This is a genomic window from Ruegeria sp. BK1, assembly GCF_056535645.1.
The window spans coordinates 1,345,741-1,369,785 of sequence record NZ_JBQFIS010000001.1 but is presented as its reverse complement, the minus strand read 5'-3'; the positions used below and the strand labels follow the sequence as shown (position 1 = coordinate 1,369,785).

The window sequence follows — 24,045 nt, the reverse complement described above, 5'->3', positions numbered from 1 at the left end:
GAGGAGGATGTGATGGAGAAACCCTTTGGCGTTCCGAAAATGGGACCGGTCAGCCGTGAGATGCTGCGCGAATCCCTGCGCCGTGCCTGGGCCGATTTTCGCCGGGCGCCGGTTTTTGGGTTGCTGTTTGCTGGGTTCTATGTGCTGGCCGGCTGGGCGATTGCCTGGGTAACAATACAGACTCAGACTTCGTACTGGCTGGTGCTGGCGGCGATCGGGTTTCCGCTGTTGGGCCCCTTCGCGGCGGTGGGGCTGTATGAGGTCTCTCACCGGTTGGAACTGGGGGAGCCTTTGGATTATGGCGCGATCTTTGGTGTCGTGGCGCAGCAGGGGCGGCGTCAGTTGCCGTCGATCTGCGCAATCATCGTGGTCATGTTCCTGTTCTGGTTCTTTCTGGGTCACATGATCTTTGCTTTATTCATGGGGTTGTCGACCATGACCAACGTATCCACTTCAGTCGAGGTGTATCTGACGGCCAATGGGCTGACCATGTTGGCGGTGGGCACGGCGGTGGGCGCAGTTTTCGCGACCGTGCTTTACATGATCACCGTCTTGTCCATCCCGATGCTGCTGGACCGCGAACTGGATTTCGTTACGGCGATGATTGCAAGCTATAGCTATGTCAGTGCAAACCTGCCGGTCATGTTGGGTTGGGGGGTGCTGATCGCCGTTCTGACCTTTGTCGCCATGATCCCCTGGTTTCTTGGCTTGCTGATAGTATTGCCGCTATTGGGGCATGCAAGCTGGCATCTTTACCGTCAGATTACAGAGGCCGAAGGACTTACCTAAAGCGGCTTTTCCAACCTGCGCGCGGTGCGGGCGGCGGGCAATGCCTCGGTCGGTTTGGTGCCCAGATGGCGCAGCTGGAGTTTGCGCATGGTGGTCGCATTTGCATTCGTCTTGGACAGGCAGATTGCGACGCCGCGCCAATACTCTTCTTGCGAGTCCGAATTGCGAGTCATCAGGTAGATGCGGCTGTTCTGGGCGGCGCGGCAGGACATCAGGATATAGATTTGATGACCGGCACAAGCGGCGATCCCCTGAACTTCGCGCGCTTTGGCTGAACTGTCTTTGCCATCCGAGGGGGGCTCGAAGCTGCGAATCAGGGTGCATTGGGGCAGGCGGCGGGCGTGCAGCAGCCGGCGCCGGGACGGGAAGGGGTTTTCAAGATCCGTCTCTGACACAGAATAGAATCCGGCGGGCAGCAGCGTCTCGGTCAACGTCGTGGGCCCCGAGCCCAGAAACTCGGTCAGGGCCGAAGCGGCGGGGTGTAGAGGGGCCTTGTCCAATGCCTCAAGAGGGTGCAGCAGAATACGGGCGTCGACATCGAAGAACCGGCAAATGCGGTCCAGAACATCGGGGCGGGGAAAGCTCTCTCCGCCCAAATACCGGTTGAATTGAGTCCGGTTGATGCCAAGCTGACGGCAGAGTTCGGAAACAGATGGGTATTGCTGCGCGAGCTGCCTGAGGTTTGCGCCGAACATCCTGCGCAAGTCAGCAGGGTTGCGGGTGTCGTTGGTCATTTCTGTCCCGGTATTCAAGTGTTTTTGTGAAACCGTACCATGTCTGACCAAACGGTCGCGCATGTTCTGAAATCGTACTTAGGACCCCAACAGGCGCATAGAAACGCCACGTTACGTGTCGAAGCTAACGCGCTAAACCGCAAAGGCAATAGGCTTTATTTTTATTTGTATAATCTTTTATTCAATTATTTTCTGTTATGTAAAAAATAAACAGACATAATTGCATATTGTCTGCAGTTTTGTGAATGTTTAGCCCCGTCCGATGCTTACATGCAATGGGCGGGGCAATTCATTCAGTCACCACGCAGCAAGGCCGCGACACCGGTGCGGGCGATTTCAACCAGGCCCAGCGGGCGCATCAGGTCGGCAAAGGCGTCGATCTTGTCCGGGGCCCCAGTGATTTCGAAAATGAACGAATTCAGGGTGCTGTCTACTACATTGGCGCGGAAGATATCGGCCAGACGCAGAGCTTCGACCCGTTTGTCGCCTTCGCCCACGACCTTGATGATGGCCAGCTCACGCTCGACCGATGAACCCTCGACCGTCAGATCGTGCACATCCCGGACCGATACGATGCGACCAAGCTGGGCCTTGATCTGCTCGATCACCTGCGGCGTGCCGGTGGTGACGATGGTAATGCGGCTCAGGTGGCCGGTGTGATCGACCTCGGCCACGGTGAGGCTTTCGATGTTATATCCACGGCCAGAGAACAGTCCGATCACGCGAGCCAGAACACCCGGTTCGTTTTCGACCAAAACCGCAATCGTGTGCCGTTCCTGCACGTCCGAGAATGTGGGCCTTAGGTTATAGGCCGAATGGCGGGTGGAGCCTTGTTTGATATGTAGGGCAGACATTTAAGTCCCTTTCATCATCCTGCGAAGGTCGGGTACTGAAGCGCCCGACAAAATTCGACGAATTTTGTTAAACCAGAACCGAACCTTTGGAGTCGATCACGCCCTGCGTTTCGGCCTCGCCCAGCAGCATTTCGTTATGGGCCTTGCCCGACGGGATCATAGGGAAGCAGTTTTCGTGCTTTTCAACCAGACAATCAAAGATGACAGGGCCGTCATAGTTGATCATCTCCATGATCGCGTCATCCAAATCGGCGGGGTTGGAACACAGTATGCCCTTGGCCCCGAAGGCCTCGGCGAGTTTGACGAAGTCGGGCAGGGCTTCGGACCACGAATGCGAGTACCGCTCGCCATGCAGCAATTCCTGCCACTGGCGTACCATGCCCAGACGTTCGTTGTTCAGGATGAACTGTTTCACGGGCAGGCGGTACTGAACGGCGGTGCCCATTTCCTGCATGTTCATCAGCCAAGAGGCTTCACCCGCGACATTGATTACCAGCGCGTCGGGATGCGCCATCTGCACACCGATCGAGGCCGGAGTGCCATAGCCCATGGTGCCCAGACCACCGGATGTCATCCAGCGGTTGGGGTCTTCGAACCCAAGATATTGTGCTGCCCACATCTGGTGCTGGCCGACCTCGGTGGTGATATAGCGGTCGTGGTTTTTGGTTAGCTCTTCAAGACGTTGCAGCGCGTATTGCGGTTTGATCGTCTTTTCGCTGTTGGTATAGGCCAGGCAGTTGACCTTGCGCCAATCCGCAATCTGCGACTGCCATTGTTTAACCGCCGCTGCGTCGGTTTTACGCCCACGTGCTTTCCAGACCTTGAGGATATCTTCCAGCACATGTGCCACGTCCCCGACAATCGGGATATCGACGCGGATCACCTTGTTGATGGACGACGGATCAATGTCGATATGCGCCTTTTTCGAGTTCGGCGAGAACGCATCAATGCGCCCGGTGATCCGGTCATCGAAACGTGCGCCGATGTTGATCATCAGGTCGCAGTCATGCATCGCCAGATTGGCCTCATAGAGACCATGCATTCCCAGCATGCCCAACCAGTTCTCGCCCGACGCCGGATAGGCCCCCAGTCCCATCAGGGTCGAGGTAATCGGAAAGCCGGTTGCATCCACCAGCTCGCGCAGCAACTGGCTGGCCGCGGGGCCCGAGTTGATCACGCCACCACCCGTGTAGAAGACAGGTTTTTTCGCCGTCTCAATCGCGGCAACCAGTTCGGTGATCTCTTCGAGATCGCCTTTCAAAACTGGCTGGTAATGTGAGGTCGAAGGTTTCGGGCCGGTATAGTCACCCGAGGCGAACTGCACGTCCTTAGGAATGTCGATCAGCACAGGACCAGGGCGGCCAGAGGTGGCGACGTGGAAAGCCTCGTGCATGGTCTCAGAAAGCGAGTCTGTATCCTTCACCAGCCAGTTGTGCTTGGTGCAGGGGCGGGTGATGCCAACGGTGTCAGCCTCTTGAAACGCGTCCGAGCCGATCATGAAGGTCGGGACCTGACCGGTTAGAACCACGATCGGGATCGAATCCAGCAACGCATCGGTCAGGCCGGTTACTGCATTGGTGGCACCGGGGCCTGAGGTTACAAGCGCAACGCCGGGCTTGCCGGTCGAGCGCGCGTACCCTTCGGCGGCGTGCACAGCCCCTTGTTCGTGACGCACCAGAATGTGGCGAATGTCGTTTTGCAGAAAAATCTCATCATAGATCGGTAGCACGGCGCCGCCGGGGTATCCGAATACCGTGTCCACGCCCTGATCCTTGAGGGCCTGAACCACCATCTTTGCGCCGGTCATCTCACGTGTCATCTGCTTTGCTCCGTTCGCGACATGTGTCTTGCGTGTTGCCAAAAAAAAGCCCCCGAGATTTTCGGAGGCGCATGGGTTGAATTATGGTTTACCGTCACCGGCCCATGCGCGTGTTTCCTACGATTACGACTAGCGCTTTCATCGCCAGAGGCTCCTTTTTTGCGTGCAGGGACATTATGAGGGGCGCGACGGGGCGTCAACAGGCAATCGCACCAATTTTCTATCTCAGGCAGTGAATTTTGCGACATTTTATTGCGCAGATTGCCGCATGATGGGAATTTTCGGGAAAACCTGGAGGGAAATCCACGCGACTCTGTGATTTGACCGTGTCGGAAAGTGTCAAAGTGATGTCCGAAACGAGCATGATAGCGGCAACATGCTGGGGCAACGTGGACCCGAGCATATAGGCGATGGAGGCGGGATATCATGCACGATCTTATTGACCTTGGACGGTATCCGATAGATTGCCCGGGCTCTCGAGCATATGAGCGGTTGATCAGCGATCTGAGGCGTGAGTTGGATCAGGATGGCTGCGCGGTGTTGCCGGGGTTTGTGCATTCCGACGGAGTCGCGCAATTGCGACAAGAGGCCGATATGGTGGCCGAGCACGCCCATCGTTCATTCAGCCGAACCAATGCCTATTTTACCCGTGATGAACCCTCGCTGGATCGAAATCACCCGGTTCGGCAGTTTTTTGACCGCTCAAACGCCTTTGTGCCAGCGGACAATTTCGCAAAAACGGGGCCGTTGCGACGAATTTACGAATGCGCAGACTTCCTGCCGTTTATTCGCGCAGCGTTGGATGAGCCCGACGACTGTTTCTTTCGCTATGACGATCCTTTGGCGGATGTGATCATCAATGTGGTGGAGGAAGGGCAGGGCTTTCCCTGGCACTTCGATACTAACAATTTCACCGTGACTTTGGCCATCCAAAACGGCGAAGGGGGTGGCGCGTTCGAATATGTACCGAACCTGCGCAGCCCAACGGACGAGAATTTTCCAGCCGTCTCAGCCGTGCTTCGCGGGGAAAGGGCGCGGGTCCGGCAATTGGAGTTGCAACCCGGCGATCTTCAGATCTTCAAGGGCCGTTACGCGTTGCATCGGGTCGCAGCGGTGACCGGGACGCAACGTCGCTATGTGGGTATTTTTTCATTCGTTGAGGCCGAGGGGATGTGCGGCAGCGTCGAACGAACTCGGCAGCTTTATGGGCGGGTGCTGCAACATCATCAAGATCGGGAAGGGCTGCGGCAGGACCGTTTGCTCGACTGAAGCGGGCGGGGCTCCCGCCCGTTGTCGATGCGCCTGCGGCGTATCTTCGCCGGTTGGGCCGGGCAGCGCGTGCCGCGCTGCGGTCAGAACCCTGGGCTGGTGCCCTGCAAGACGCCGTGTTCCAGCGCATAGCGGGTCAGACCGGCGGTCGAGGATATCCCCAGCTTGCGTTTGATGTTCTTGCGATGTGTCTCGACCGTACGGACCGAGATGTCCAGTGTGTGAGCGACCTCTTTGTTGGACTTGCCCTGTGCGAGTTCCAGCAGGATCGTTTGTTCGCGCCCGGTCAGGGCCTCACGCGTGTTGTCGCCCTTGGGCTCAAGAGAGCCGCTGGCACCGGTGCACAGATATTGCTCGCCACGCATGACAGCGTCGATGGCCTGCTTGATTTCATCTGTGGGGACATCTTTGAGGACATAGCCTTTGGCCCCGTGGCTGAGCGCCGTCGAGATATATTCCGGGCTATCATGCATCGACAGGATCAGGATGCGCGTTTCTGGCAGACGTTCGAGAATGATCTCGGTCGCGCTGAGGCCACCGAGGCCGGGCATATTGAGGTCCATCAGAATGACATCCGGCTGCAACCCAGCCACCTGATCGACCGCATCCTGCCCGCTACCCAGAGTGCCGACCACCTCGATCTCGTCATAGCTTTCCAATATCGACTGGATCCCCTCGGCAACCATTGGATGGTCATCGACGATCAGAACCCGGATCGTGGTGTCGCTCATGTTCCGGCCTTTCGGTTTGGGGTTGCGTCTTCCTGCGGCGGCAGCAAGTGGCTGAGAGGTAGGCTGACCTCGATCACCGTTCCGCTGCGTGGGCCGCGTGATGACAGAATGCGCAGCGATCCGTCAAGTTGTTCGATCCGTTCCTGCATGTTGCGCAGCCCGATCCCGGCACTGCCATCGCTGGGTGCGCTGCGCAAACCGCGGCCATTGTCGGTGATCCGCATGGTCGCGCCCTTTTTGTGGCCGCGCAGGTCGATGGTGACGCTGGTTGCGCCGGAATGTCGCTCGATATTGGTCAGCGCCTCCTGCGCGATACGGTAGAGTGCGATCTTGCTGTCCTGATCCAGACGGTTGCGAAACACGACGGTCGAGAACTCGGTCTCGATCCCCGTACGCTCGCGGAAATCATCGGTTAGTGCCTTAAGGGCAGGGCCCAAACCCAGATCGTCCAGCACGCCGGGGCGCAGGTCACGGCTGATGCGGCGGACCTCGGTAATCGCGGTGCCCAGATGGTCGATCCCTTTGTCCAGCGGGTCGCGCGCGCCTGCGTCATCGCCGCGCGTCAGCCGGCGGCGGGCATTGTCCAGCGCATAGCGCACACCGACCAGGATCTGGCTGATCCCGTCATGGAGCTCACGGGCCACCCGTCCGCGCTCTTCCTCTTGCGCGTCAAACACGCGTTGAGTCAGCTCTTTCAGCTTGGCATCCGCCAGCCTGCGTTCGCGGAAATTCAGTAACATGCCCGAGGCAAACACGATCAGAACGGCGGCCAGAACGATACCGCCGATATAGGCAAAGGTGCGCTGCACGCGGGCTTCGACCTCGGCGCGGGCATTGGCGACGGTGGCGACGATATCGTCGATGAAGACCCCTGTGCCCACGGCCCATCGCCAATCCTGAAGACCAACCACATAGGCGATCATCTGCGCCTCTTCCCCGGTCGACGGTTTTTGCCACATGAAACTGTGCCAACCAGCCCCCTGCCGGGCGAGGCGGATGAACTCGTCCACAATCGGGGTGCCGTCGCTATCGGTCAGACCTTCCCAGTTGCGGTTGATGAACTGGGTCTGACGCGGGCTGACCAGATTGTTGCCGTCGTAATCATAGACAAAGAAGAACCCATCCTTGCCGTAGATCATGGCCGACAGAATCTGCGTGACCAGATTCTGAGCCACATTGTCGTCGGTCGAGGCGCGGCCGTAGATATAGGCGAACCCGTTGCGGGCCTGCGTGACGTAGTTGCGCAGCTCTTCTTTCTTGGCTTCGATCAGGCGACGTTCCAGCGCCTGAATTTCACGCTCGGCGGTGGCGCGGGCCTCGTAGGTGACGAAGAATGCAATCGCTGCCACGGCCACCAACAGAGGAATGGCCGCCACAAGCGACAGTTTCTGGCCATAGGTCAGCGAGATCAGATTGCGGATTCCCCTCATGGTCGAATCGTTACGCAAGCAGGCGTCAAAATGCAAAATCTTTGGGTCTGCGATCGTGACGTCGCCCGTTTCGCCGGAAAATGGGCCCCAGATTTACCGGTTTTGTCCCGCACCCACCTCAAAAACCGGCAATCCTACGTAGTAGTAGGTATTCACATTCAAATTCCCGTCATTAGGCTGGCCGCACTGAAAACGACTGCCCCCGCAAAGTTCGGGGGATTGGACTATGTAGGGGAGGAACACTCATATGGATCGTCGTTCATTTCTAAAAACATCTGCACTGGGCGGCTCGGCCGCTGCCGCCACCACGCTGGCAGCTCCGGCTTATGCACAGGGCAAACGCACCCTGACCATGGTGACCTCGTGGGGTCGCGGTCTGGCGGGCGTGTTCGACAGCGCGCAACGTTGTGCCGACAGCATCAACACTATGTCCGACGGCAGCCTGAATGTCGAAATCAAGGCCGCTGGCGAACTGGTTGGTGCCTTCGAAGTGTTTGACGCGGTGTCGTCCGGTCAGGCCGACATGTATCACGCTGCCGACTATTACTTTGTAGGTCAGCATCCGGGCTATGCGTTCTTCACTGCCGTGCCCTTCGGCATGACCGCGCAGGAACTTGTGAACTGGTACTACCATGATGGCGGCATGGAGCTGCATGACGAGCTGGGTTCGATCTTCGGCCTGAAATCCTTCCTGGCGGGTAACACCGGTGCGCAGGCAGGTGGCTGGTACTCGAAAGAGATCAACGGCCCCGAGGATTTCCAAGGTCTGAAGTTCCGTATGCCGGGTCTGGGTGGTCAGGCGCTGGGCAAGCTGGGCGCATCGGTTCAGAACATTCCGGGCTCGGAAGTGTATCAGGCGCTGTCCTCGGGTGCGATTGACGGCACCGAGTGGATTGGCCCCTGGGCGGACGAAAAAGCCGGTTTCCAGGAAATCACCAAGACATACTACACCGCGGGCTTCCACGAGCCGGGCGCAGGTCTGTCGCTGGCAACGAACCGCGACGTGTTCGACGAACTGACACCTGCACAGCAGAAGATCATCGAGATCGCAGCTGGTGAAGCACACCAGTGGAACCTGGCGCAATTCCTGGCCAACAACGGCGCGGCGCTGCAGCGCCTGCAGTCGGGTGGCGTGAAGGTTCTGGAATTCCCCGACAGCGTCTGGGATGCCTTCGGTCAGGCCAGCCAGGAAGTTCTGGACGAAAACATGGGCGACGAGCTATTCAAGAAAATCCACGACAGCGCAATGTCGTCGATGGCAGCATCTTCGGCGTGGCAGAACCTGTCCTCGGGTGCCTACACCACGCAGCGCGACCGCGTTCGCGGCTAAGCAACCTACTCACGACCAAATGGTTTCCCCGCCCTGTGCGGGGAAACCTTTCCCGTTGCACGTGCCGGGCTTGGACAAGCCCGCGATAACACCTCGTGCAACTGACGCGACCTGGGGACAACATGCAGGACGATAACGGTATCTCGTTCTTCGGCGCCCTGTGGAATGGGCTGCTATGGCTCATTCAGAACATTGCCGAAGCTTTCTATAATTTCGGATATGCCATCACGCATCCGCAACTCTGGCTGGATTGGTCGGACAAGGCGTCGATCATGCGTTTTGTCTATTACGGCGGTTCGGTCGAGTTCTTCTTTGTGGTCTTTACCTTCTTTTTGGTTCTGACCGCAGTTGGACTGTATTACCGCAACTTCATGTGGGGAATGGTGCGGGTCCTTGAGGGTTTCGCCAACACAACCGGCCGCTTTTTCGCCTGGGCCGGCTTGCTGATGGTGATCCAGCAGATCGTCATCGTGTTCATGCAGCGGGTCTTTACTCGGCCCGATATGTCCTTTGGCCTGGGTATCCCGTTTACGCAAGATATCAGTTGGTTCGCGGAAGAACTTAAACTTTATAACGCCATGGTTGTCTGCCTGTGCTGCACCTACACTTTCGTTCAGGGCGGGCATGTACGCGTTGACCTGATCTACGCCGGGATCAGCCACCGGGCTAAGCGTGTGGTCGATATGTGCGGGGCGGTTCTGTTCATGATGCCCATGGCCGTGCTGACCTGGATGTATGGCTGGTACTTCATGTGGCGACACCTGATCGTGCCGAAACCCTCGGCCAGTGATACGTTGGACCGTCTGGTCGCCAAATCCCGCGCGCTGCGCTGGAACGTGGAAACCATCGGCTTCAGCCCCAACGGGTTCAACGCCTACTTCCTGTTCAAGATCCTGCTGGTGGCATTTGCGGCCATGGTGTTCCTGCACGCCATCGCATTTCTCTACCGCTCGTTCCTGGAATACTCGGAAGGGCCCGAGAGCACTGGAAAATACCTCGACAAGGACAGCCTTGGTGAGGGTGAAGAAGCCTTCGAAGGCACGCATTAAGGACGGAGACCAAGACTATGCTATTCGGACTTGATGGCGTCGAGATAGGCCTCATTATCGTATTCTTCTGCCTTTTCGGAGGCATCCTATCCGGTTTTCCGGTGGCATTTGCTATCGGCGGGGCAGGGATCATTTCCTTCGGGATCATCGCTGCGCTGGACAGTGCGGGGCTGCTGATCCACCAGGCAATTGATACCGGCTCCCAAGCGTACCGGGACCTCGTCAATTCGGGGGTCAAACCAGAAACGGTATCAGTGTTCCGCTTCCCGGACCTACCAAGGATCGCCGAACCGGTCTTTGTGCAGGGCTGGGAAACCGCGCTGGACCGCAATGTGTCATTCATCGTGAACCGTATGAACGAACGCGTGCTGGCCGGTCAGTCGATTGAAACCCTGCTGGCCGTTCTGATGTTCGTCCTGATGGGTATCACGCTGGAACGCTCGAAGATCGCAAACGATCTGCTGACCACGATGGCGCGTGTCTTTGGCCCGCTGCCCGGTGGTCTGGCTGTGTCGATTGTGGTTGTGGGGGCGTTTCTTGCGGCCTCGACCGGGATCGTGGGTGCGACCGTGGTGACGATGGGCCTGCTGGCGCTGCCAACCATGCTGCGCAACAACTACTCGCCGGAACTGGCGACCGGTGTGATCGCGGCCTCGGGAACGCTGGGACAGATCATTCCGCCCTCAATCGTGATCGTTCTGCTGGGGACACTGGCAGGAGACCTGTATTCGACCGCGCAGGAAACCCGCGCGCAGGATGCGGGTTGTACAGACGCGCTGACCTATCTGGGTGAGCCCGCTGTGGTCTCGGTTGGGACATTGTTTCAGGCTGCCTTGCTGCCGGGGATCATGCTGGCGCTGCTGTATGCGCTTTATGCCTTTGGCTATGCGCTGCTGAATCCGGAAAAGGCCCCGGCCGTTGAAATGTCAGGCGGTAGTGGTGAGCCGATCACCCGTGCCGAAGGTCTGACCTGGTTGCTGAGTGCACCGGTTGCGCTGATCGTGGGCATGATGGTTCTGAGCAGTGCTGGTGTTGTCGGAAGCCAGAATATCGGCGTCTCGGCTTTCTCGGATATCGGTGAGGGCGCATCGCTGCGCACGAACGTGTCTGAGGAATGCAAAGCCTCGATGATCGACCTGCATGGGCAACTGGCCTGGGATCAGGCCGTAGCCGAGCAAGAGGCCATCGACGCCGCAGGTGGGGCCGCCGAGTCAACCCGCCTAAGCGAAGAGGAACTGGCCGCTGCGCAGCAAGCCAAGATCGCTTCGGCTGCGCCGATCGGCACCGGTGTGGCCGTCATGGTCGTGCTGCTGGGTCTGACGCTGGTCATGGGTCGCGGCATCGCGCCATCGAAGCCGGCGCAGCCGCTGATCGTAGGGGCCATCGGCCTGTTGCTGATGCTGTTGTTCGATGTGCTGTTCATCGCTCCGACCACGTCCTCGGGTGTGACCTTTGTGCTGCTGGCGGTGCCGTTTGCGCTGGCCATCTATGGCTGCAAAGAGGCCGCCGCGCGCTGTGCGACCAATGATCTGATCCGTGTGGTCTTCCCGCCGCTGGTTCTGATCATCGCGGTTCTGGGCTCGATCCTGGGTGGTGTGACTAACCCGACGCCCGCTGCGGCGCTGGGGGCAGGCGGGGCGATCATGCTGGCCGCTTACCGCAAGCTGCAGGATCAGGGCCGCTCGGCCAAGGTGATCATCTGGGCGACTTTGGCCGTGATCGTGGCCTTGCTGATGGGCGTGAACTTCGATCTGCGCATCAACCAGAGCGATGTCAGCGTCGAGACCTGGATTGCCTTCATCGTGGCCTATGGCGCCTACCTGTTTGCCCTGTTCGGCCTGCTGTTTGGTTGCTGGGTCTTGTTCACCAGCGGGGTTCTGACGCCCGTGGTGCGCGAGACGGCCAAGGTGACCTCGATGGTCTTTACCATCCTGATCGGCTCGCAGTTGCTGAACCTTGTGGTGATCTCGTTCGGGGGGGAACACTATATCCAGCAGTTCCTGCGCAGTTTTGACAACGAGTTTACGGTCTTCCTGATCGTGATGCTGGTGCTGTTCATTCTGGGCTTCGTGCTGGACTTCCTCGAGATCATCTACATCGTGATCCCCATTGTGGGTCCGGTGATCTATGGCGGGTCGTTCGATCCGAAATGGGTGACGATCATGGTGGCGGTGAACCTGCAAACTTCGTTCCTGACGCCACCTTTCGGGTTCGCGCTGTTCTACTTGCGCGGTGTTGCTCCGAAAGAAGTTACGACGGGCCATATCTATCGCGGGATCGTGCCCTTCGTGCTGATCCAGGTGGTGGGAATCGCCATCCTGTGGTTCTTCCCGTCCATCGTGACCATCGTGCCGGATCTGATCCCGAACTGATCAGGCCGACAGAAGAATGACAGACCGGAGGCCCTGTGGCCTCCGGTCTTTTTTGTTCAGGCTTTTGCCTTTGGACGCGTCAGTTCCGCAAAAGCAGCTTCGGCCTCGTGGTCGATATCCAGCGTGGCGGGGGTCTGCGTCCCAGCATCGGGGTCATTGAAGACCGCCCGGTCCAGCTTGCCGACACGCTGCGCAACGATGGTGGTGACAACCGCGTCGCCGGTGATGTTCACCACCGTCCGCATCATGTCGATGATCCGGTCAACGGCGAGGATGATGGCGATCCCGTCCAGTGGCATACCCAGCTGGTTCAGAACCATTGCCAGCATCACAATCCCCACGCCGGGAACGCCTGCCGTTCCGATGGATGCCAGAACCGAGATCGAGATGATGGTCATATAGCCACCCAGCCCCAGATCAATCCCATAGGCATTGGCCAGGAACACGGTTGCCACCCCATGCATGATCGCGGTGCCGTCCATGTTGATCGTCGCGCCCAACGGGATGCCGAACGAAGCAACCGAGCGGTCGACACCGATGCGCTGCGTCACGCATTGCATCGAGGCCGGGATCGTCGCGTTTGAGCTTGAGGTCGAGAAGGCAAATACCTGCGCCGAGCGCATCTTGCGCAGAAACGCGCGCGGGCTGAGACCGGTGCACACATAAAGCAGCACCATCAGCGTCACGCAGAGGTGAAAGACCAGCGTGAGGCTGATGGTCGTCAGGTACCCGATGACCGGAGCGAACAGGCTGAACCCTTCGACCGCGAAGGTCTTGGCGATCAGGCAAAAGACACCGATCGGGGCAAAGGCCATCACGATCTCGACGATTTTCATCGCCAGTTCGTTCATGAAGGTGCAACCCTCGACAAAAGTTTTGGCGCGGCTGCCGATCATCAGCACGGCGATACCGACAACGATCACGTAGAAGATGATTTGCAGCATTTCGCCATTGGCCAGCGCCTGAACCGGGTTCTTGGGGATGATGTTTGCCAGTATCTGCCACGCAGTATCCTGCGTTGCGACGGACACATCCGCGCTGGCCATATGCAGGCTGTCAAATCCCATGCCGGGATTGATGATGTTGGCGAACACCAGCGCCGTCATCACCGCCAGCGCCGTAGTCGCCAGATAGGTGACAAAGGTCAGCCCGCCTACGCGGCCCAACACCTTGAGATCACCAATCCCAACCACGCCGCACAGTAGGGAAAACACCACTAGCGGCACGACCAGCATTTGCAGCCCGTTCAGGAACATCTGACCGACCATGGTGAACAGGCCATTGACCATATGCTCCTGAAGGAACGGGATTTGCCAATAGTTCAGGGCCAGTCCAAGGGCTGAGCCAAGTACAAGGGCCATCAGGATTTGCGTTGTCAGGTTGGCCGCAAGCAGCCGTCGAATAGCATGAGTCATTGTCCGTCTCCCTTTACCAAAGCCAAACCCGCAGGTCGGGAACCTGTTGCATCACGGGCTATGTCATTGAAGCCCAGCCGTGCGGATCTAAACGGGGTCGAACGGCTGAGGGTCAGGATTACTTGGTGACGTAGGGTAAGGATTCAATCGCTGGGCGTAGGGAAGTCGCCATTTAGATGATTAATAATTCTTCATCTTTTCTGTCTGATCTGCCCTGAGGCAGTCGAAATACCGCACCACGCCCTAGATGAACTCAATCAAATCCCAGCGATTTCCAAACGGGTCACGCCAGACCGCGACGGTTCCATAAGGTTCATGACGCGGAGTTTCCTCGAACGTCACGCCGGCCGCTTTCATGGCGGTGTAGTCGCGTTGAAAATCATCGGTTTGCAGGAAAAAACCAACCCGGCCGCCGGTCTGGTTGCCAATCGCCGCCGCTTGTTCCGGCCCGTCGGCCTGCGCCAGTAAAAGCGAGCCCAGCTCGGATCCCGCAGGGGCGACACGCACCCATCGCTTGCCTCCGCCCAGGTCGATATCCTGCAACAGCGAAAAGGACAGGGTTTGGGTATAGAATGCAATCGCCTCATCATAGCCGGGCACGACCAGTGTGACCGCGTGCAAGCTTTGCCGCATGGGGGATCAGCCTTTGGTGGGGTGACGGTCGGGCAGTTGGATATTGGCGACCTGCTCGGCAATCGGAGCGGTGGACAGCGGATGATGTCCTGCAGCTGCAAGGTCGGAGGGATCACTGACGCGTGTCCATTCGCCCCGAATATAGACCTCCAACCCCGAGAAACGGGCCTTGTAGCCCATCTTGGGGCTGCCCGGCACCCAATAGCCCAGATAGACATAGGGCAAACCGGCTTCGCGTGCGATGTCGATATGGTCGAGGATCATATATGTCCCAAGGGAATTCTGCGGCTGATGTGGGTCGTAAAAGGAATAGACCATGCTCAGCCCGTCATCGAGTACATCGGTCAGGCTGACAGCGATCAGCTCATGCGAGTTTGGGTCAGCGTATTCTACGACGCGCGACCGGATCGGCGTTTCCTCGATCATCGCGGCGAATTCGAACACGTCCATATCGGCCATGCCACCATCTGAATGGCGGGTGTCCAGATAACGGCGGAACAGCTCATACTGCTCATCTGTGGCCCAGGGCGAGTTCGCCTTGCGCTGCAAATAGGCGTTGCGCTTGGCTGCGCGTTTCTGGCTTTTGCGGGGTTTGAAGGCCGACACGTCGATCCGTGCCGACAAACAGGCCGCGCAATCGGCGCAAGAGGGACGGTAGAGCACGTTCTGAGACCGCCGAAACCCTTGTTGTGAAAGGGAATTGTTCAACTGGTCCGCGCCTTCACCTTGCAGGGCGGTGAACAGTTTCCGCTCCATCTTGCCCTCAAGATAAGGGCAAGGCTGTGGGGCCGTCACATAGAATTGTGGCGCAATGGGCAGCGTGTGTCGCATGAACGTTCCGTGTTTCCTGGGTCGGATGATAACAACCGATCCCGGAACCGCCAAGTGATTCACGCGGCCCTGTTTGTCTTATGCGCGCTGGTTGATCATTACTGTTCCAAGGAACGAATCCGTCAGGCCCTGACAGCGTGCGCTGGTCAGCATCATGATGACCGAAACGATCTGCACGACAAAGAATGCCATGCTAACGAAATACCCCGCCGTGTGGGCCACCGCTTTGCCCAGATCCATCCGCGCGCCGAATGCGTCGCGCAGCTCGATCCCCATAAAGCGCATGCCCAGCGTGGCCGACCCGTTGGTGATAGTGACCACGCGGTAAACAAAGCTGATGACGCCGTAGATCAGCGGCAGGAAAAACAGCCCCGCGCCAAGGGTCAGGAAGACCGGCACGATACACAGCAGCGAAATCAGCGCGATATCGAACAGCCAGGCAACAAAGCGTTTAGTCGCCACCGATTGATAGAATTCCGGCTGGCGATCGGGATCGGGTAGATGGGTCATATAGGGATATCCGCGTCGTTGAATAGGATCACCCTGTCCCGAAATCCGGGGCAGGGCAAGGTCGGATCAGGCTGTCGCGCCGGTTTTGGCGTCGTCGCGGTTTTCGCGGGCGCGTTCATCCATGAACTGGTCGAACTCGGCCTTGTCCTTGGCTTCGCGCAAACGGCGCAGGAAGGCTTCAAATTCTTTCTGTTCACGTTCCAGTCGCGCCAGAGTGTCGGACTTGTAGGCGTCGAACGCGCTGTTGCCCGAAGGTTTCATGGCGCTCATGTGGCTGTTCCAGGATTTGCGACGGCTACAGGATTTGCTGAACATGCGTTTGCTCCAGATCATATAGGCCAAAAGGGCAAGGCCCACGGGCCAGAAGAAGATGAAACCAAGCACCATTGCGGCGATCCAGGCGCCTTTGCCTTTGTCGTCCAGCCAGGCCTCGATACGGTGCAACCATCCCGGATTCGAAGGGACGGCGGGGTCGGATAGTGCGGTCATGTGGTGTCTCCGGGTTTATGTAAATCGCTTTCACATTGAATAGATGGGAGCTGCATAACGGGTTGCAAGGGGGAAATGTAAAAATGTTTTACATCTACTCGGAGCTGGTGTCGCACAAGGCTAGTTTCCACTTGTGCAAGCCTTTGAAATCAGGCCATCTCTGATCATTGTGATGCAGGAGGCCGCATGACCGACGCTCTGACAATTCACCGAATGCCGCGCCCGTTCGATCCGGCTTTGGGCGATGAAGCGCGCGCAACGGTCCCCGATGCTACGCCGCAGCAGGGCGAATTGATTGCCGGCGTTGCAGGCTCAAGCCCGTACCTCAAAGGGTTGATTGATCAGGAAAAAGACTGGCTGGCGCAGGCGTTGCACCATCCCGATCAAGCCTTGGCCGAGGTAATGTCCGCCGCGCGCGCACTGCCACCGGATCAACTGAAGCCCGGTTTACGGCAAGGCAAGCGACGGATGGCGCTGCTGACCGCGCTGGCCGATGTAGCAGGGGCATGGCCGCTAGAAAAAGTCACCGCTGCGCTGACGGATTTCGGCGCGCTGGCGGCTGATGTGGCCGCCAAGGCCGAGATCGCGGCGCTGATCCGGCGCGGTAAACTGCCCGGTATGGTCGAGGACGACGTTGAGACCGCCGCCGGGATGATCATTCTGGCCATGGGCAAGATGGGCGCGCATGAACTGAACTACAGCTCGGATATCGACCTGATCGTGCTGTTCGATGAGACCCGGTTTGACCCGGATGATTTTTATGAGGCCCGGCATGGCATGGTGCGTGCCACGCGGAACTTCTGCGCCACGCTCAGCGACAAAACCGCCGATGGCTATGTGTTCCGCACTGATCTGCGCCTGCGCCCTGATCCGGGGGTGACGCCCGTATGTATGGCCGCCGAGGCCGCCGAGCGGTATTACGAAAGTCTGGGCCGCACTTGGGAGCGTGCCGCCTATATCAAAGCGCGCCCCTGTGCAGGGGACATCGCAGCAGGGCAGCGATTTCTGGATACGTTGCGCCCCTTTGTCTGGCGGCGGCATCTGGATTTTGCAGCCATCCAGGACGCCCACGACATGCGCCTGCGCATCCGCGAGAATAAGGGAACCGGCGGCGCTCTGATCATTCCGGGCCACGACATGAAACTGGGGCAGGGTGGCATCCGCGAGATCGAGTTCTTCACCCAGACCCGCCAATTGATCGCCGGAGGGCGTGACCCCGACCTGCGCGTCCGCGGCACGGTGCCGGGGCTGGCCGCGCTGGCCGAAAAAAGCTGGGTGCCGCCAGAGGTCGCCGACAAGCTGACCGACCATTACCGCGCTCATCGCGACGTCGAACACCGCATCCAGATGATCCACGACGCGCAGACCCACAAAGTGCCGCAATCTGCGGAAGGTATCGAGCGCGTCGCCTGCCTGATGGGAATCGACAGCGCTGAGTTGACCGATGACCTGACCCGCCGCCTGACCGAGGTGGATGAGTTGACCGAGGGCTTCTTCGCCCCCGGAGCCGCAGCCCCCGCGCCAACCCCCGAAGTCGCGTTTGACGAAGGCGTCATGGCGCGCTGGCCGACCTATCCGGCGCTGCGATCGCAACGGGGCGCGCGGATATTCGAACGGCTGAAACCCGAATTGCTGGCGCGTTTGGCCAAGACCGCGAAACCGGATGAAGCGCTGCTGGCGCTCGACGGGTTCCTGTCGGGCCTGCCTGCGGGGGTGCAACTGTTTTCCCTGTTCGAGGCCAACCCACATCTGATCGATCTACTGGTCGATATCGTAGGGACATCTCACGCGCTGGCGGGGCACCTTTCGCGCAATGCCTCGGTTTTTGACGCGGTGATCGGCGGCAGCTTCTTTGACGACTGGCCGGGGCAGGCGGCCTTGCAGGCCGATCTGGAGCAGGCGCTGGCGCAAGAGGCGGATTACGAGACACAGCTGGATTTCGCCCGCCGCTGGTGCAAGGAATGGCATTTCCGCATTGGTGTTCACCACCTGCGCAGGCTGATCGACGGGGCGCAGGCCGGGCAGCACTATGCCGATCTGGCTAGCGCCGTGATTGCCGCGCTTTTGCCGCATGTGGCCGCGCAATTCGCCCGCAAACACGGGCCGGCGCCGGGACGCGGGGCGGCGGTGCTGGGCATGGGCTCGATCGGGGCGGGGCGGATCAATTCGCAATCCGATCTGGATATGATCGTGATCTATGACCCGCTGGATCAGGACATGTCCGACGGTCCGCGCCCGCTGGCGACACGAACCTATTACGCGCGCTTCACGCAGGCGCTGATCACGGCCTTGTCTGCGCCCACGTCGCAGGGGCGGCTCTATGAGGTCGACATGCGTCTGCGCCCTTCGGGAAATCAGGGGCCGGTGGCAACCAGTTGGGCCAGTTTCACTAACTACCAGCAGAATGAAGCATGGGTCTGGGAACACTTGGCCCTGACCCGCGCCCGCGTTGTGGCTGGAAATGCTGATCTGGCGCAGGATATCGAAACCTTCCGCGCCGAATTCCTGGCCCGCCCTCGCGATGCCGCGCATGTGCTGCGCGAGGTGGCCGAGATGCGCAGCCGTCTGGCCGCCGCCAAATCTCCTGCCGGTATCTGGGATGCCAAGAACGGCGCAGGCCGCATGATGGATATCGAACTGATGGCAGAGACGGGCGCGTTGTTGTCCGGTCTGCCTCAGCGGGATGTTCATACGGGGCTGGATGGCGCGGTCGCTGCCGGGCTGCTGAATGTCGCGCAGGCGCAAACGCTGAAGGACTGCTATGATCTATGCTGGTCGGTACAATGCGCGGCCCGGCTGCTGTCGGGCAAGGTGATCGAGGCCGACAAAATCGGCGAGGGCGGCACCGCTTTCCTGTGCCGGGCCACCGGGTTTGAAAAGGTCGACCAGCTTCAGGCCGCGTTGCAGGACAGTTACGACACCGCCGCCGGGATCATCGGCCGCGTTATTTCGGAGGATACTCATGGCGCGCAGTGACGACCCCAATGACCACAAGGGCCTGATCCGCGAGGCATATAATATGGAGGGCATCACCTTGCCCGAGTGCCGTAGCATCTTTCTGGACTGGGCACTCAGCCTGCCTGTGGATCGGGATCAGACGCAGGCGCTGACCGATCTGCACTCGATCTACGCGGCGCAGGCGGATCACCCGATGACGCAGGTGCTGGCCGAGGGGCTGCAGGCAGCACAAAAACCCAAACGCCGGGGCGGCTGGAAATCCCGCAACCGCTAGGGCTTTTCCCCGCGCGCCGGAGCCACTAAGAGAGGCGGCATGACCCAAACCGCCGACCGACCCCGTATCCGCCTGAAACCCAAAGCCAATGCGCGCGGCCTGCGCCACGGGTTCCCCTGGGTCTATGCCAATGATATCGTCACCGACCGCCGCACCCGCAAAATCCCGGCAGGGGCTTTGGCCGTGTTAGAGGATGAAAAACGCGCGCCCATCGCGTTGGTTGCAGTAAACCCCGAGTCCAAGATCATGTGCCGCGTGTTGGACCGCGATCTGGATGCTGATTTAAACGCCACGTGGTTCGAAACCCGCCTGCGCCGCGCGCTAGACATGCGCGAGCGCCTGTTCGACGCGCCCTATTACCGTCTGATCCACGCTGAAGCCGATGGCTTTCCCGGTGTGATCATTGACCGCTTTGGTGACGCCTGCGTCATCCAACCCAACGCGGCGTGGGCCGAAGCGCATCTGGACACTCTGACCGACGCGCTGGTCGCCGTGACCGGCGTGACCACGGTGCTGAAAAACGCCTCGGGCCGGACACGCGGGCTTGAAGGGCTAGACGATGTGAACCTCACCCTGCGCGGCACGGCCCCCGATGCGCCACTGCCAGTGCCTATGAATGGCGCGACCTATATGGCCGACCTGACCGGCGGCCAGAAAACCGGGCTGTTCTATGATCAGCGCCCCAACCACGCCTTCGCGGCGCGTCTGGTTCAACCCGGCGCGCAGGTGCTGGATGTGTTCAGCCATGTGGGCGGGTTCGGTCTGGCGATGCTGGCAGGCGGAGCGGGGCAAGCGCTGTCCGTCGATGGTTCAGCCGCCGCACTGGACCTGGCCACTCAGGGCGCGCAGGCGTCTGGCTGTGCCGACCGGTTCCAAACCCGCCAAGGCGATGCCTTCGACGTTCTGACCCAATTGGGTGAAGAGGCCGCGCAATTCGATGTGGTGATCTGCGACCCGCCCGCCTTTGCGCCCTCGAAACAGGCGCTGGACGCGGGGCTGCGCGCCTATGAGCGCATCGCGCGTCTGGCCGCGCCGCTGGTCAAACCGGGCGGTTATCTTGGCCTGTGTTCCTGTTCTCACGCCGCCGATCTGGGTCGTTTCCGCGACGCCTCATCCCGCGGGATCGGCCGGGCCGGGCGGCAGGCGCAACTGATCCACACCGGCTTTGCTGGCCCCGACCACCCGCAACTGCCGCAACTGGAGGAAAGCGGCTACCTCAAAGCCGTGTTCTACCGGCTGTGAGGGCGGTTCTGGATACATGCGTCATCTACCCCACGGTGATGCGAGAGATGCTACTGGGCGCGGCAAAACTGGGCCATTTCGAACCCATCTGGTCGGCGCGCATCCTCGAAGAATGGGCCCGTGCCGCCCGCAAACTGGGCCCCACGGGCGAAGTACAGGCCCGCGCCGAAATTGCCCTGACACAATCGCACTGGCCCAAGGCGGAACGCGCGGCGCAACCGGGCGTGGAACAGCGCCTCTGGCTACCCGATGCCGCCGATATCCACGTTCTGGCCACCGCCATAACCTCGTCGTCAGATGCGATCATCACTATGAATGCCAAGGACTTCCCCCGAAACATCCTGTCGGATGAGGGCCTGATCCGCCATGACCCAGACACGCTGCTGCATGGCTTCTGGAAAGCCGACCCGCAAGGCCTCTCGGATACCGCCCACCGAGTCCTCACGCAGGCCAACCACCTCTCAGGTGACCAATGGACCCTGCGCGCGCTAATGAAAAAAGCCCGCCTCCCGCGTTTGGGCAAAGCTCTCACGACCTAATCCCGATCCGCCCTTCATCTGGCTAAAAATATCCCGGGGTGTGTGAGGGGCTGGCCCCTCACAGCCGAAACCTATCCACCCGCACCCCAACGCTGCTCCAACGCCTCCAGCGCCGCAATTCGTTCATCTGTCTTGGGATGGCTCATCAACCAGGCGGGCGTGACACCTGCGCGTTGCTCGGTCAGTTCCTCAAGCTTGTGAAACAGAGATTTCTGCGGCCCGATCCCAATTCCTGCCTTGGTCAACAACGCGGCGGCGTATTCATCCGCCTCATATTCATCGCCACGTGACAAGCGCGAGGCCAGCAGATGCGCGAGCATATTAGCGAGCCATGCGCCAACAAACGGAATGAACCGGTTCAACACCATCATCAACGCCGTCCGCAGTGCATTCTGACCGGAAAAATCAATCATCCGCCGCCGCGCATGACCCAAGGCCACATGGCCCAGCTCATGCGCGATCACGCTGGCCATCTCCTCGGCCGAGACGTCTCCATTGCGGAACTTGCGATAGAACCCACGGGTGACGAAAATCCGTCCATCCGGTGCGGCCAGCCCATTCACAGGGTCGATCTCATAGATATAAACCGGCACACGTTCGATCTCGAGCGCGGCGGCCAATCGGTCAGTCATGCGTTTTAGAGCGGGATCCGCCAACTCTGTAGATTTCGCATCCAACTCGCGATGGGTGCGCCAGACGGAAATCCGGTACATGACAACGGCATAGGCAATCGCCAGCAAGATCGGAGTTAATCGCAGCATACCTCAGATATGGGGGGCGATCGGGGCGAGGGCAACAAAAAATCGGGGCTGAAACGATCACGATGCCCTAGCTCGCGTGACATCAATCTAGGGTGAGGTCGCCTGAAACGACTGAGCCTTTGCTTGCCGCGCGAGGAGTTGCGCCATACCCTTGTTATCATGTGGTCTTTTGCAGAAATCCGCCCATCTTACAGCCGCGCCGAGCGTATCAGCGACGGGTTTGTGCATATTCTGGGCGTCAGCGCCGCCAGCATCGCGGTTCCTACGCTCATTTTCTTGACGGTTCAGTACCGCACCGAGCCCGCCGCGATACTGGGCGTTTCAGTTTATGGGGTCACGCTTATTCTGATGCTGTCGCTTTCGGCAGCTTACAACATGGTGCAATCGGACAGGTGGGGGCATGTATTGCAGCGGTTGGACCATTCCGGAATCTATGTGAAAATTGCTGGAACCTATACGCCATTCATATTGATTTCGGGCGGACAGTCGCCGGGTTTGTTGATTGGTTTGTGGTCTTCGGCAACGCTTGGGTCGGCCCTGAAGATGATTGACCCGCATCGCTTTCGATGGTTTGGGTTGGGGCTCTACGTTTTAATGGGGTGGGCCGTCGTCTGGGCGGGGCAATCTCTGCTAGCGGACCTGTCCCATCCCGTTATCTGGCTGATGGTCGCAGGCGGCATTGTCTACACGACCGGGATTGCCTTTTACCTGTTGGACTGGCTGCCTTTTCACAACACGATCTGGCATGTTTTTGTTCTGACAGACAGCGTTCTGTTTTTTGCCGCCGTTTCCGCGCATACGGCATGGGCCCCGGCGTTACCGAGCGAACCTTTATCGCGTTAGCTCGCGCATGCCCTGTTCCAGCCCAGCCAAGGTCATCGGCACCATGCGGTCCTCGAAAATCTCGCGGATCATGCTAACGGAATGAGTGTATTCCCAGTATTTCTCGGGCACTGGGTTGATCCACAGGTTTGAATTCCACTGGTCTCGTGCGCGTTGCAGCCAGACCTGACCTGCCTCTTGGTTCCAGTGCTCATTCGCCCCGCCGGGGTAGGCGATTTCATAGGGGCTCATGGAGGCATCGCCTACGAAAATACATTTGTAATCGGGGCCGTAGGTGCGCAGCACCTCATGGGTGGGGGTCTGCTGATCCCAGCGGCGGGCGTTGTCGCGCCAGACGCCTTCGTACAAGCAGTTGTGGAAGTAGTAATATTCCAGATGCTTGAACTCGGTCCGCGCGGCCGAGAACAGCTCTTCGACCACCTTGATATGCGGGTCCATTGAGCCGCCCACGTCCAGAAACAGCAGCACTTTGACCGCGTTGTGACGTTCGGGCCGGGTTTTGACGTCCAGATAACCGTGTTCGGCGGTGGCGCGGATGGTGCCGTCAAGGTCCAGCTCATCCGCCGCGCCCTCGCGTGCCCAACGGCGCAGGCGTTTCAGGGCGACTTTGATGTTGCGGGTACCCAGTTCGACCGTGTCGTCCAGATTCTTGAATTCGCGCTTGTCCCAGACCTTGACCGCGCGCTGATGGCGGCTTTCCTTCTGGCCGATGCGCACGCCCTCGGGGTTATAGCCATACGCCCCGAACGGAGAGGTCCCGGCAGTGCCGATCCATTTGTTGCCGCCCTGATGGCGGCTTTCCTGATCCTTGAGACGCTCTTGCAGCGTCTCCATCAGTTTTTCGAACCCGCCCATGGCCTCGATCTCGGCCTTTTCGTCCTCGGACAGGTGTTTTTCGGCCATCTTGGCCAGCCACTCGGCGGGGATGTCCACGGCCTCGATCACCTGATCAAAGCTGATCTCTTCCAAGCCCTTGAAACTTGCAGCAAAGGCCTGATCGAACTTGTCGATATTGCGCTCGTCCTTCACCATCGAAACGCGGGCGAGGTAGTAGAATGCCTCGACATCATAGGTGGCTAGGCCCTTTTTCATGCCTTCCAGAAAGGTCAGATATTCGCGTAGTGAGACGGGAATACGGGCTTTGCGGAGGTTTTCGAAGAAGGGCAGGAACAT

General features: G+C 59.3%; 22 protein-coding genes. 10 read left to right on the top strand and 12 right to left on the bottom strand.

Going from position 1 to position 24,045, the window contains the following annotated elements:
• Window positions 1-12 precede the first annotated feature (12 nt).
• Window positions 13-789, top strand: coding sequence for a DUF2189 domain-containing protein (locus tag ACR3E7_RS06830; protein ID WP_170774571.1), 777 nt, complete (start codon window positions 13-15; stop codon window positions 787-789).
• On the opposite strand, the gene ACR3E7_RS06825 is transcribed toward ACR3E7_RS06830, so the two are convergent.
• The 3 genes from ACR3E7_RS06825 to ACR3E7_RS06815 form a co-directional block, all read right to left on the bottom strand.
• Entirely contained in the window at window positions 786-1,523 is a 738-nt protein-coding gene (locus ACR3E7_RS06825) for a helix-turn-helix domain-containing protein (protein ID WP_480502531.1), read from the bottom strand. The genes ACR3E7_RS06830 and ACR3E7_RS06825 overlap by 4 nt on opposite strands.
• Window positions 1,524-1,816: 293 nt before the next feature.
• Complete coding sequence (ilvN, locus tag ACR3E7_RS06820; RefSeq protein WP_170774568.1) at window positions 1,817-2,377, bottom strand: acetolactate synthase small subunit; 561 nt, start codon at window positions 2,375-2,377, stop codon at window positions 1,817-1,819.
• A gap of 67 nt (window positions 2,378-2,444) precedes the next feature.
• Window positions 2,445-4,196 carry an acetolactate synthase 3 large subunit gene (locus tag ACR3E7_RS06815; protein ID WP_480502530.1) on the bottom strand — a complete coding sequence of 584 codons (1,752 nt, stop codon included), beginning with the start codon at window positions 4,194-4,196 and terminating at the stop codon, window positions 2,445-2,447.
• Between the two features lie 426 nt (window positions 4,197-4,622).
• Here ACR3E7_RS06815 and ACR3E7_RS06810 point away from each other — a divergent pair, with 426 nt between their 5' ends.
• A complete protein-coding gene (locus ACR3E7_RS06810; protein ID WP_480502529.1) occupies window positions 4,623-5,465 on the top strand; it encodes a HalD/BesD family halogenase in 843 nt (280 codons plus the stop codon).
• 83 nt (window positions 5,466-5,548) lie between these two features.
• Here ACR3E7_RS06810 and ACR3E7_RS06805 read toward each other — a convergent pair whose 3' ends face one another.
• Window positions 5,549-6,196, bottom strand: a complete 648-nt coding sequence (locus ACR3E7_RS06805) for a response regulator transcription factor (RefSeq protein WP_480502528.1) — start codon at window positions 6,194-6,196, stop codon at window positions 5,549-5,551.
• A complete protein-coding gene (locus tag ACR3E7_RS06800) occupies window positions 6,193-7,626 on the bottom strand; it encodes a cache domain-containing protein (protein WP_170774560.1) in 1,434 nt (477 codons plus the stop codon). The genes ACR3E7_RS06805 and ACR3E7_RS06800 overlap by 4 nt, the downstream gene beginning before the upstream one ends.
• Window positions 7,627-7,873: 247 nt before the next feature.
• Here ACR3E7_RS06800 and ACR3E7_RS06795 point away from each other — a divergent pair, with 247 nt between their 5' ends.
• The 3 genes from ACR3E7_RS06795 (at window position 7,874) to ACR3E7_RS06785 (ending at window position 12,377) form a co-directional block, all read left to right on the top strand.
• Window positions 7,874-8,956: a TRAP transporter substrate-binding protein gene (locus tag ACR3E7_RS06795; RefSeq protein ID WP_170774558.1), complete on the top strand. Its 1,083-nt coding sequence runs from the start codon at window positions 7,874-7,876 to the stop codon at window positions 8,954-8,956.
• A gap of 122 nt (window positions 8,957-9,078) precedes the next feature.
• Entirely contained in the window at window positions 9,079-10,005 is a 927-nt protein-coding gene (locus ACR3E7_RS06790; RefSeq protein ID WP_480502527.1) for a TRAP transporter small permease subunit, read from the top strand.
• Window positions 10,006-10,022: 17 nt separating this feature from the next.
• Complete coding sequence (locus tag ACR3E7_RS06785; RefSeq protein ID WP_480502526.1) at window positions 10,023-12,377, top strand: TRAP transporter large permease; 2,355 nt, start codon at window positions 10,023-10,025, stop codon at window positions 12,375-12,377.
• Between the two features lie 56 nt (window positions 12,378-12,433).
• On the opposite strand, the gene ACR3E7_RS06780 is transcribed toward ACR3E7_RS06785, so the two are convergent.
• From ACR3E7_RS06780 to ACR3E7_RS06760, 5 genes are all read right to left on the bottom strand, one after another.
• On the bottom strand, window positions 12,434-13,792 hold the full coding sequence (locus ACR3E7_RS06780) for a dicarboxylate/amino acid:cation symporter (protein ID WP_480502525.1): 1,359 nt from the start codon (window positions 13,790-13,792) through the stop codon (window positions 12,434-12,436).
• 243 nt (window positions 13,793-14,035) lie between these two features.
• Window positions 14,036-14,425 carry a VOC family protein gene (locus ACR3E7_RS06775; protein WP_170788759.1) on the bottom strand — a complete coding sequence of 130 codons (390 nt, stop codon included), beginning with the start codon at window positions 14,423-14,425 and terminating at the stop codon, window positions 14,036-14,038.
• 6 nt (window positions 14,426-14,431) lie between these two features.
• The gene (locus tag ACR3E7_RS06770) at window positions 14,432-15,256 is read right to left on the bottom strand and encodes an arginyltransferase (protein ID WP_170788758.1); all 825 of its coding nucleotides are present in this window, start codon (window positions 15,254-15,256) and stop codon (window positions 14,432-14,434) included.
• Between the two features lie 78 nt (window positions 15,257-15,334).
• Window positions 15,335-15,766, bottom strand: coding sequence for an RDD family protein (locus ACR3E7_RS06765; protein WP_170774546.1), 432 nt, complete (start codon window positions 15,764-15,766; stop codon window positions 15,335-15,337).
• A 66-nt stretch (window positions 15,767-15,832) separates the two neighbouring features.
• The gene (locus ACR3E7_RS06760) at window positions 15,833-16,255 is read right to left on the bottom strand and encodes a DUF2852 domain-containing protein (RefSeq protein WP_480502524.1); all 423 of its coding nucleotides are present in this window, start codon (window positions 16,253-16,255) and stop codon (window positions 15,833-15,835) included.
• A gap of 186 nt (window positions 16,256-16,441) precedes the next feature.
• On the opposite strand from ACR3E7_RS06760, the gene ACR3E7_RS06755 reads away from it, so the two are divergent.
• From ACR3E7_RS06755 to ACR3E7_RS06740, 4 genes are read left to right on the top strand one after another with little or no spacing between them, the layout of a single operon-like run.
• On the top strand, window positions 16,442-19,231 hold the full coding sequence (locus ACR3E7_RS06755; RefSeq protein WP_480502523.1) for a [protein-PII] uridylyltransferase family protein: 2,790 nt from the start codon (window positions 16,442-16,444) through the stop codon (window positions 19,229-19,231).
• Window positions 19,218-19,487 (top strand): hypothetical protein, encoded by a 270-nt coding sequence (locus tag ACR3E7_RS06750; RefSeq protein WP_480502522.1) that lies wholly within the window; start codon window positions 19,218-19,220, stop codon window positions 19,485-19,487. Before ACR3E7_RS06755 ends, ACR3E7_RS06750 begins: the two co-directional genes overlap by 14 nt.
• 39 nt (window positions 19,488-19,526) lie before the next feature.
• On the top strand, window positions 19,527-20,729 hold the full coding sequence (locus tag ACR3E7_RS06745; protein WP_480502521.1) for an RSP_2647 family RNA methyltransferase: 1,203 nt from the start codon (window positions 19,527-19,529) through the stop codon (window positions 20,727-20,729).
• Window positions 20,726-21,268 carry an RSP_2648 family PIN domain-containing protein gene (locus ACR3E7_RS06740; protein ID WP_480502520.1) on the top strand — a complete coding sequence of 181 codons (543 nt, stop codon included), beginning with the start codon at window positions 20,726-20,728 and terminating at the stop codon, window positions 21,266-21,268. The genes ACR3E7_RS06745 and ACR3E7_RS06740 overlap by 4 nt, the downstream gene beginning before the upstream one ends.
• A gap of 71 nt (window positions 21,269-21,339) precedes the next feature.
• On the opposite strand, the gene ACR3E7_RS06735 is transcribed toward ACR3E7_RS06740, so the two are convergent.
• The gene (locus ACR3E7_RS06735) at window positions 21,340-22,029 is read right to left on the bottom strand and encodes a M48 family metallopeptidase (RefSeq protein WP_480502519.1); all 690 of its coding nucleotides are present in this window, start codon (window positions 22,027-22,029) and stop codon (window positions 21,340-21,342) included.
• 159 nt (window positions 22,030-22,188) lie between these two features.
• Here ACR3E7_RS06735 and trhA point away from each other — a divergent pair, with 159 nt between their 5' ends.
• Window positions 22,189-22,872, top strand: a complete 684-nt coding sequence (gene trhA / locus ACR3E7_RS06730; RefSeq protein WP_480502884.1) for a PAQR family membrane homeostasis protein TrhA — start codon at window positions 22,189-22,191, stop codon at window positions 22,870-22,872.
• Here the strand turns inward: trhA and ACR3E7_RS06725 are convergent.
• Complete coding sequence (locus tag ACR3E7_RS06725; RefSeq protein ID WP_170782570.1) at window positions 22,861-24,045, bottom strand: vWA domain-containing protein; 1,185 nt, start codon at window positions 24,043-24,045, stop codon at window positions 22,861-22,863. The genes trhA and ACR3E7_RS06725 overlap by 12 nt on opposite strands.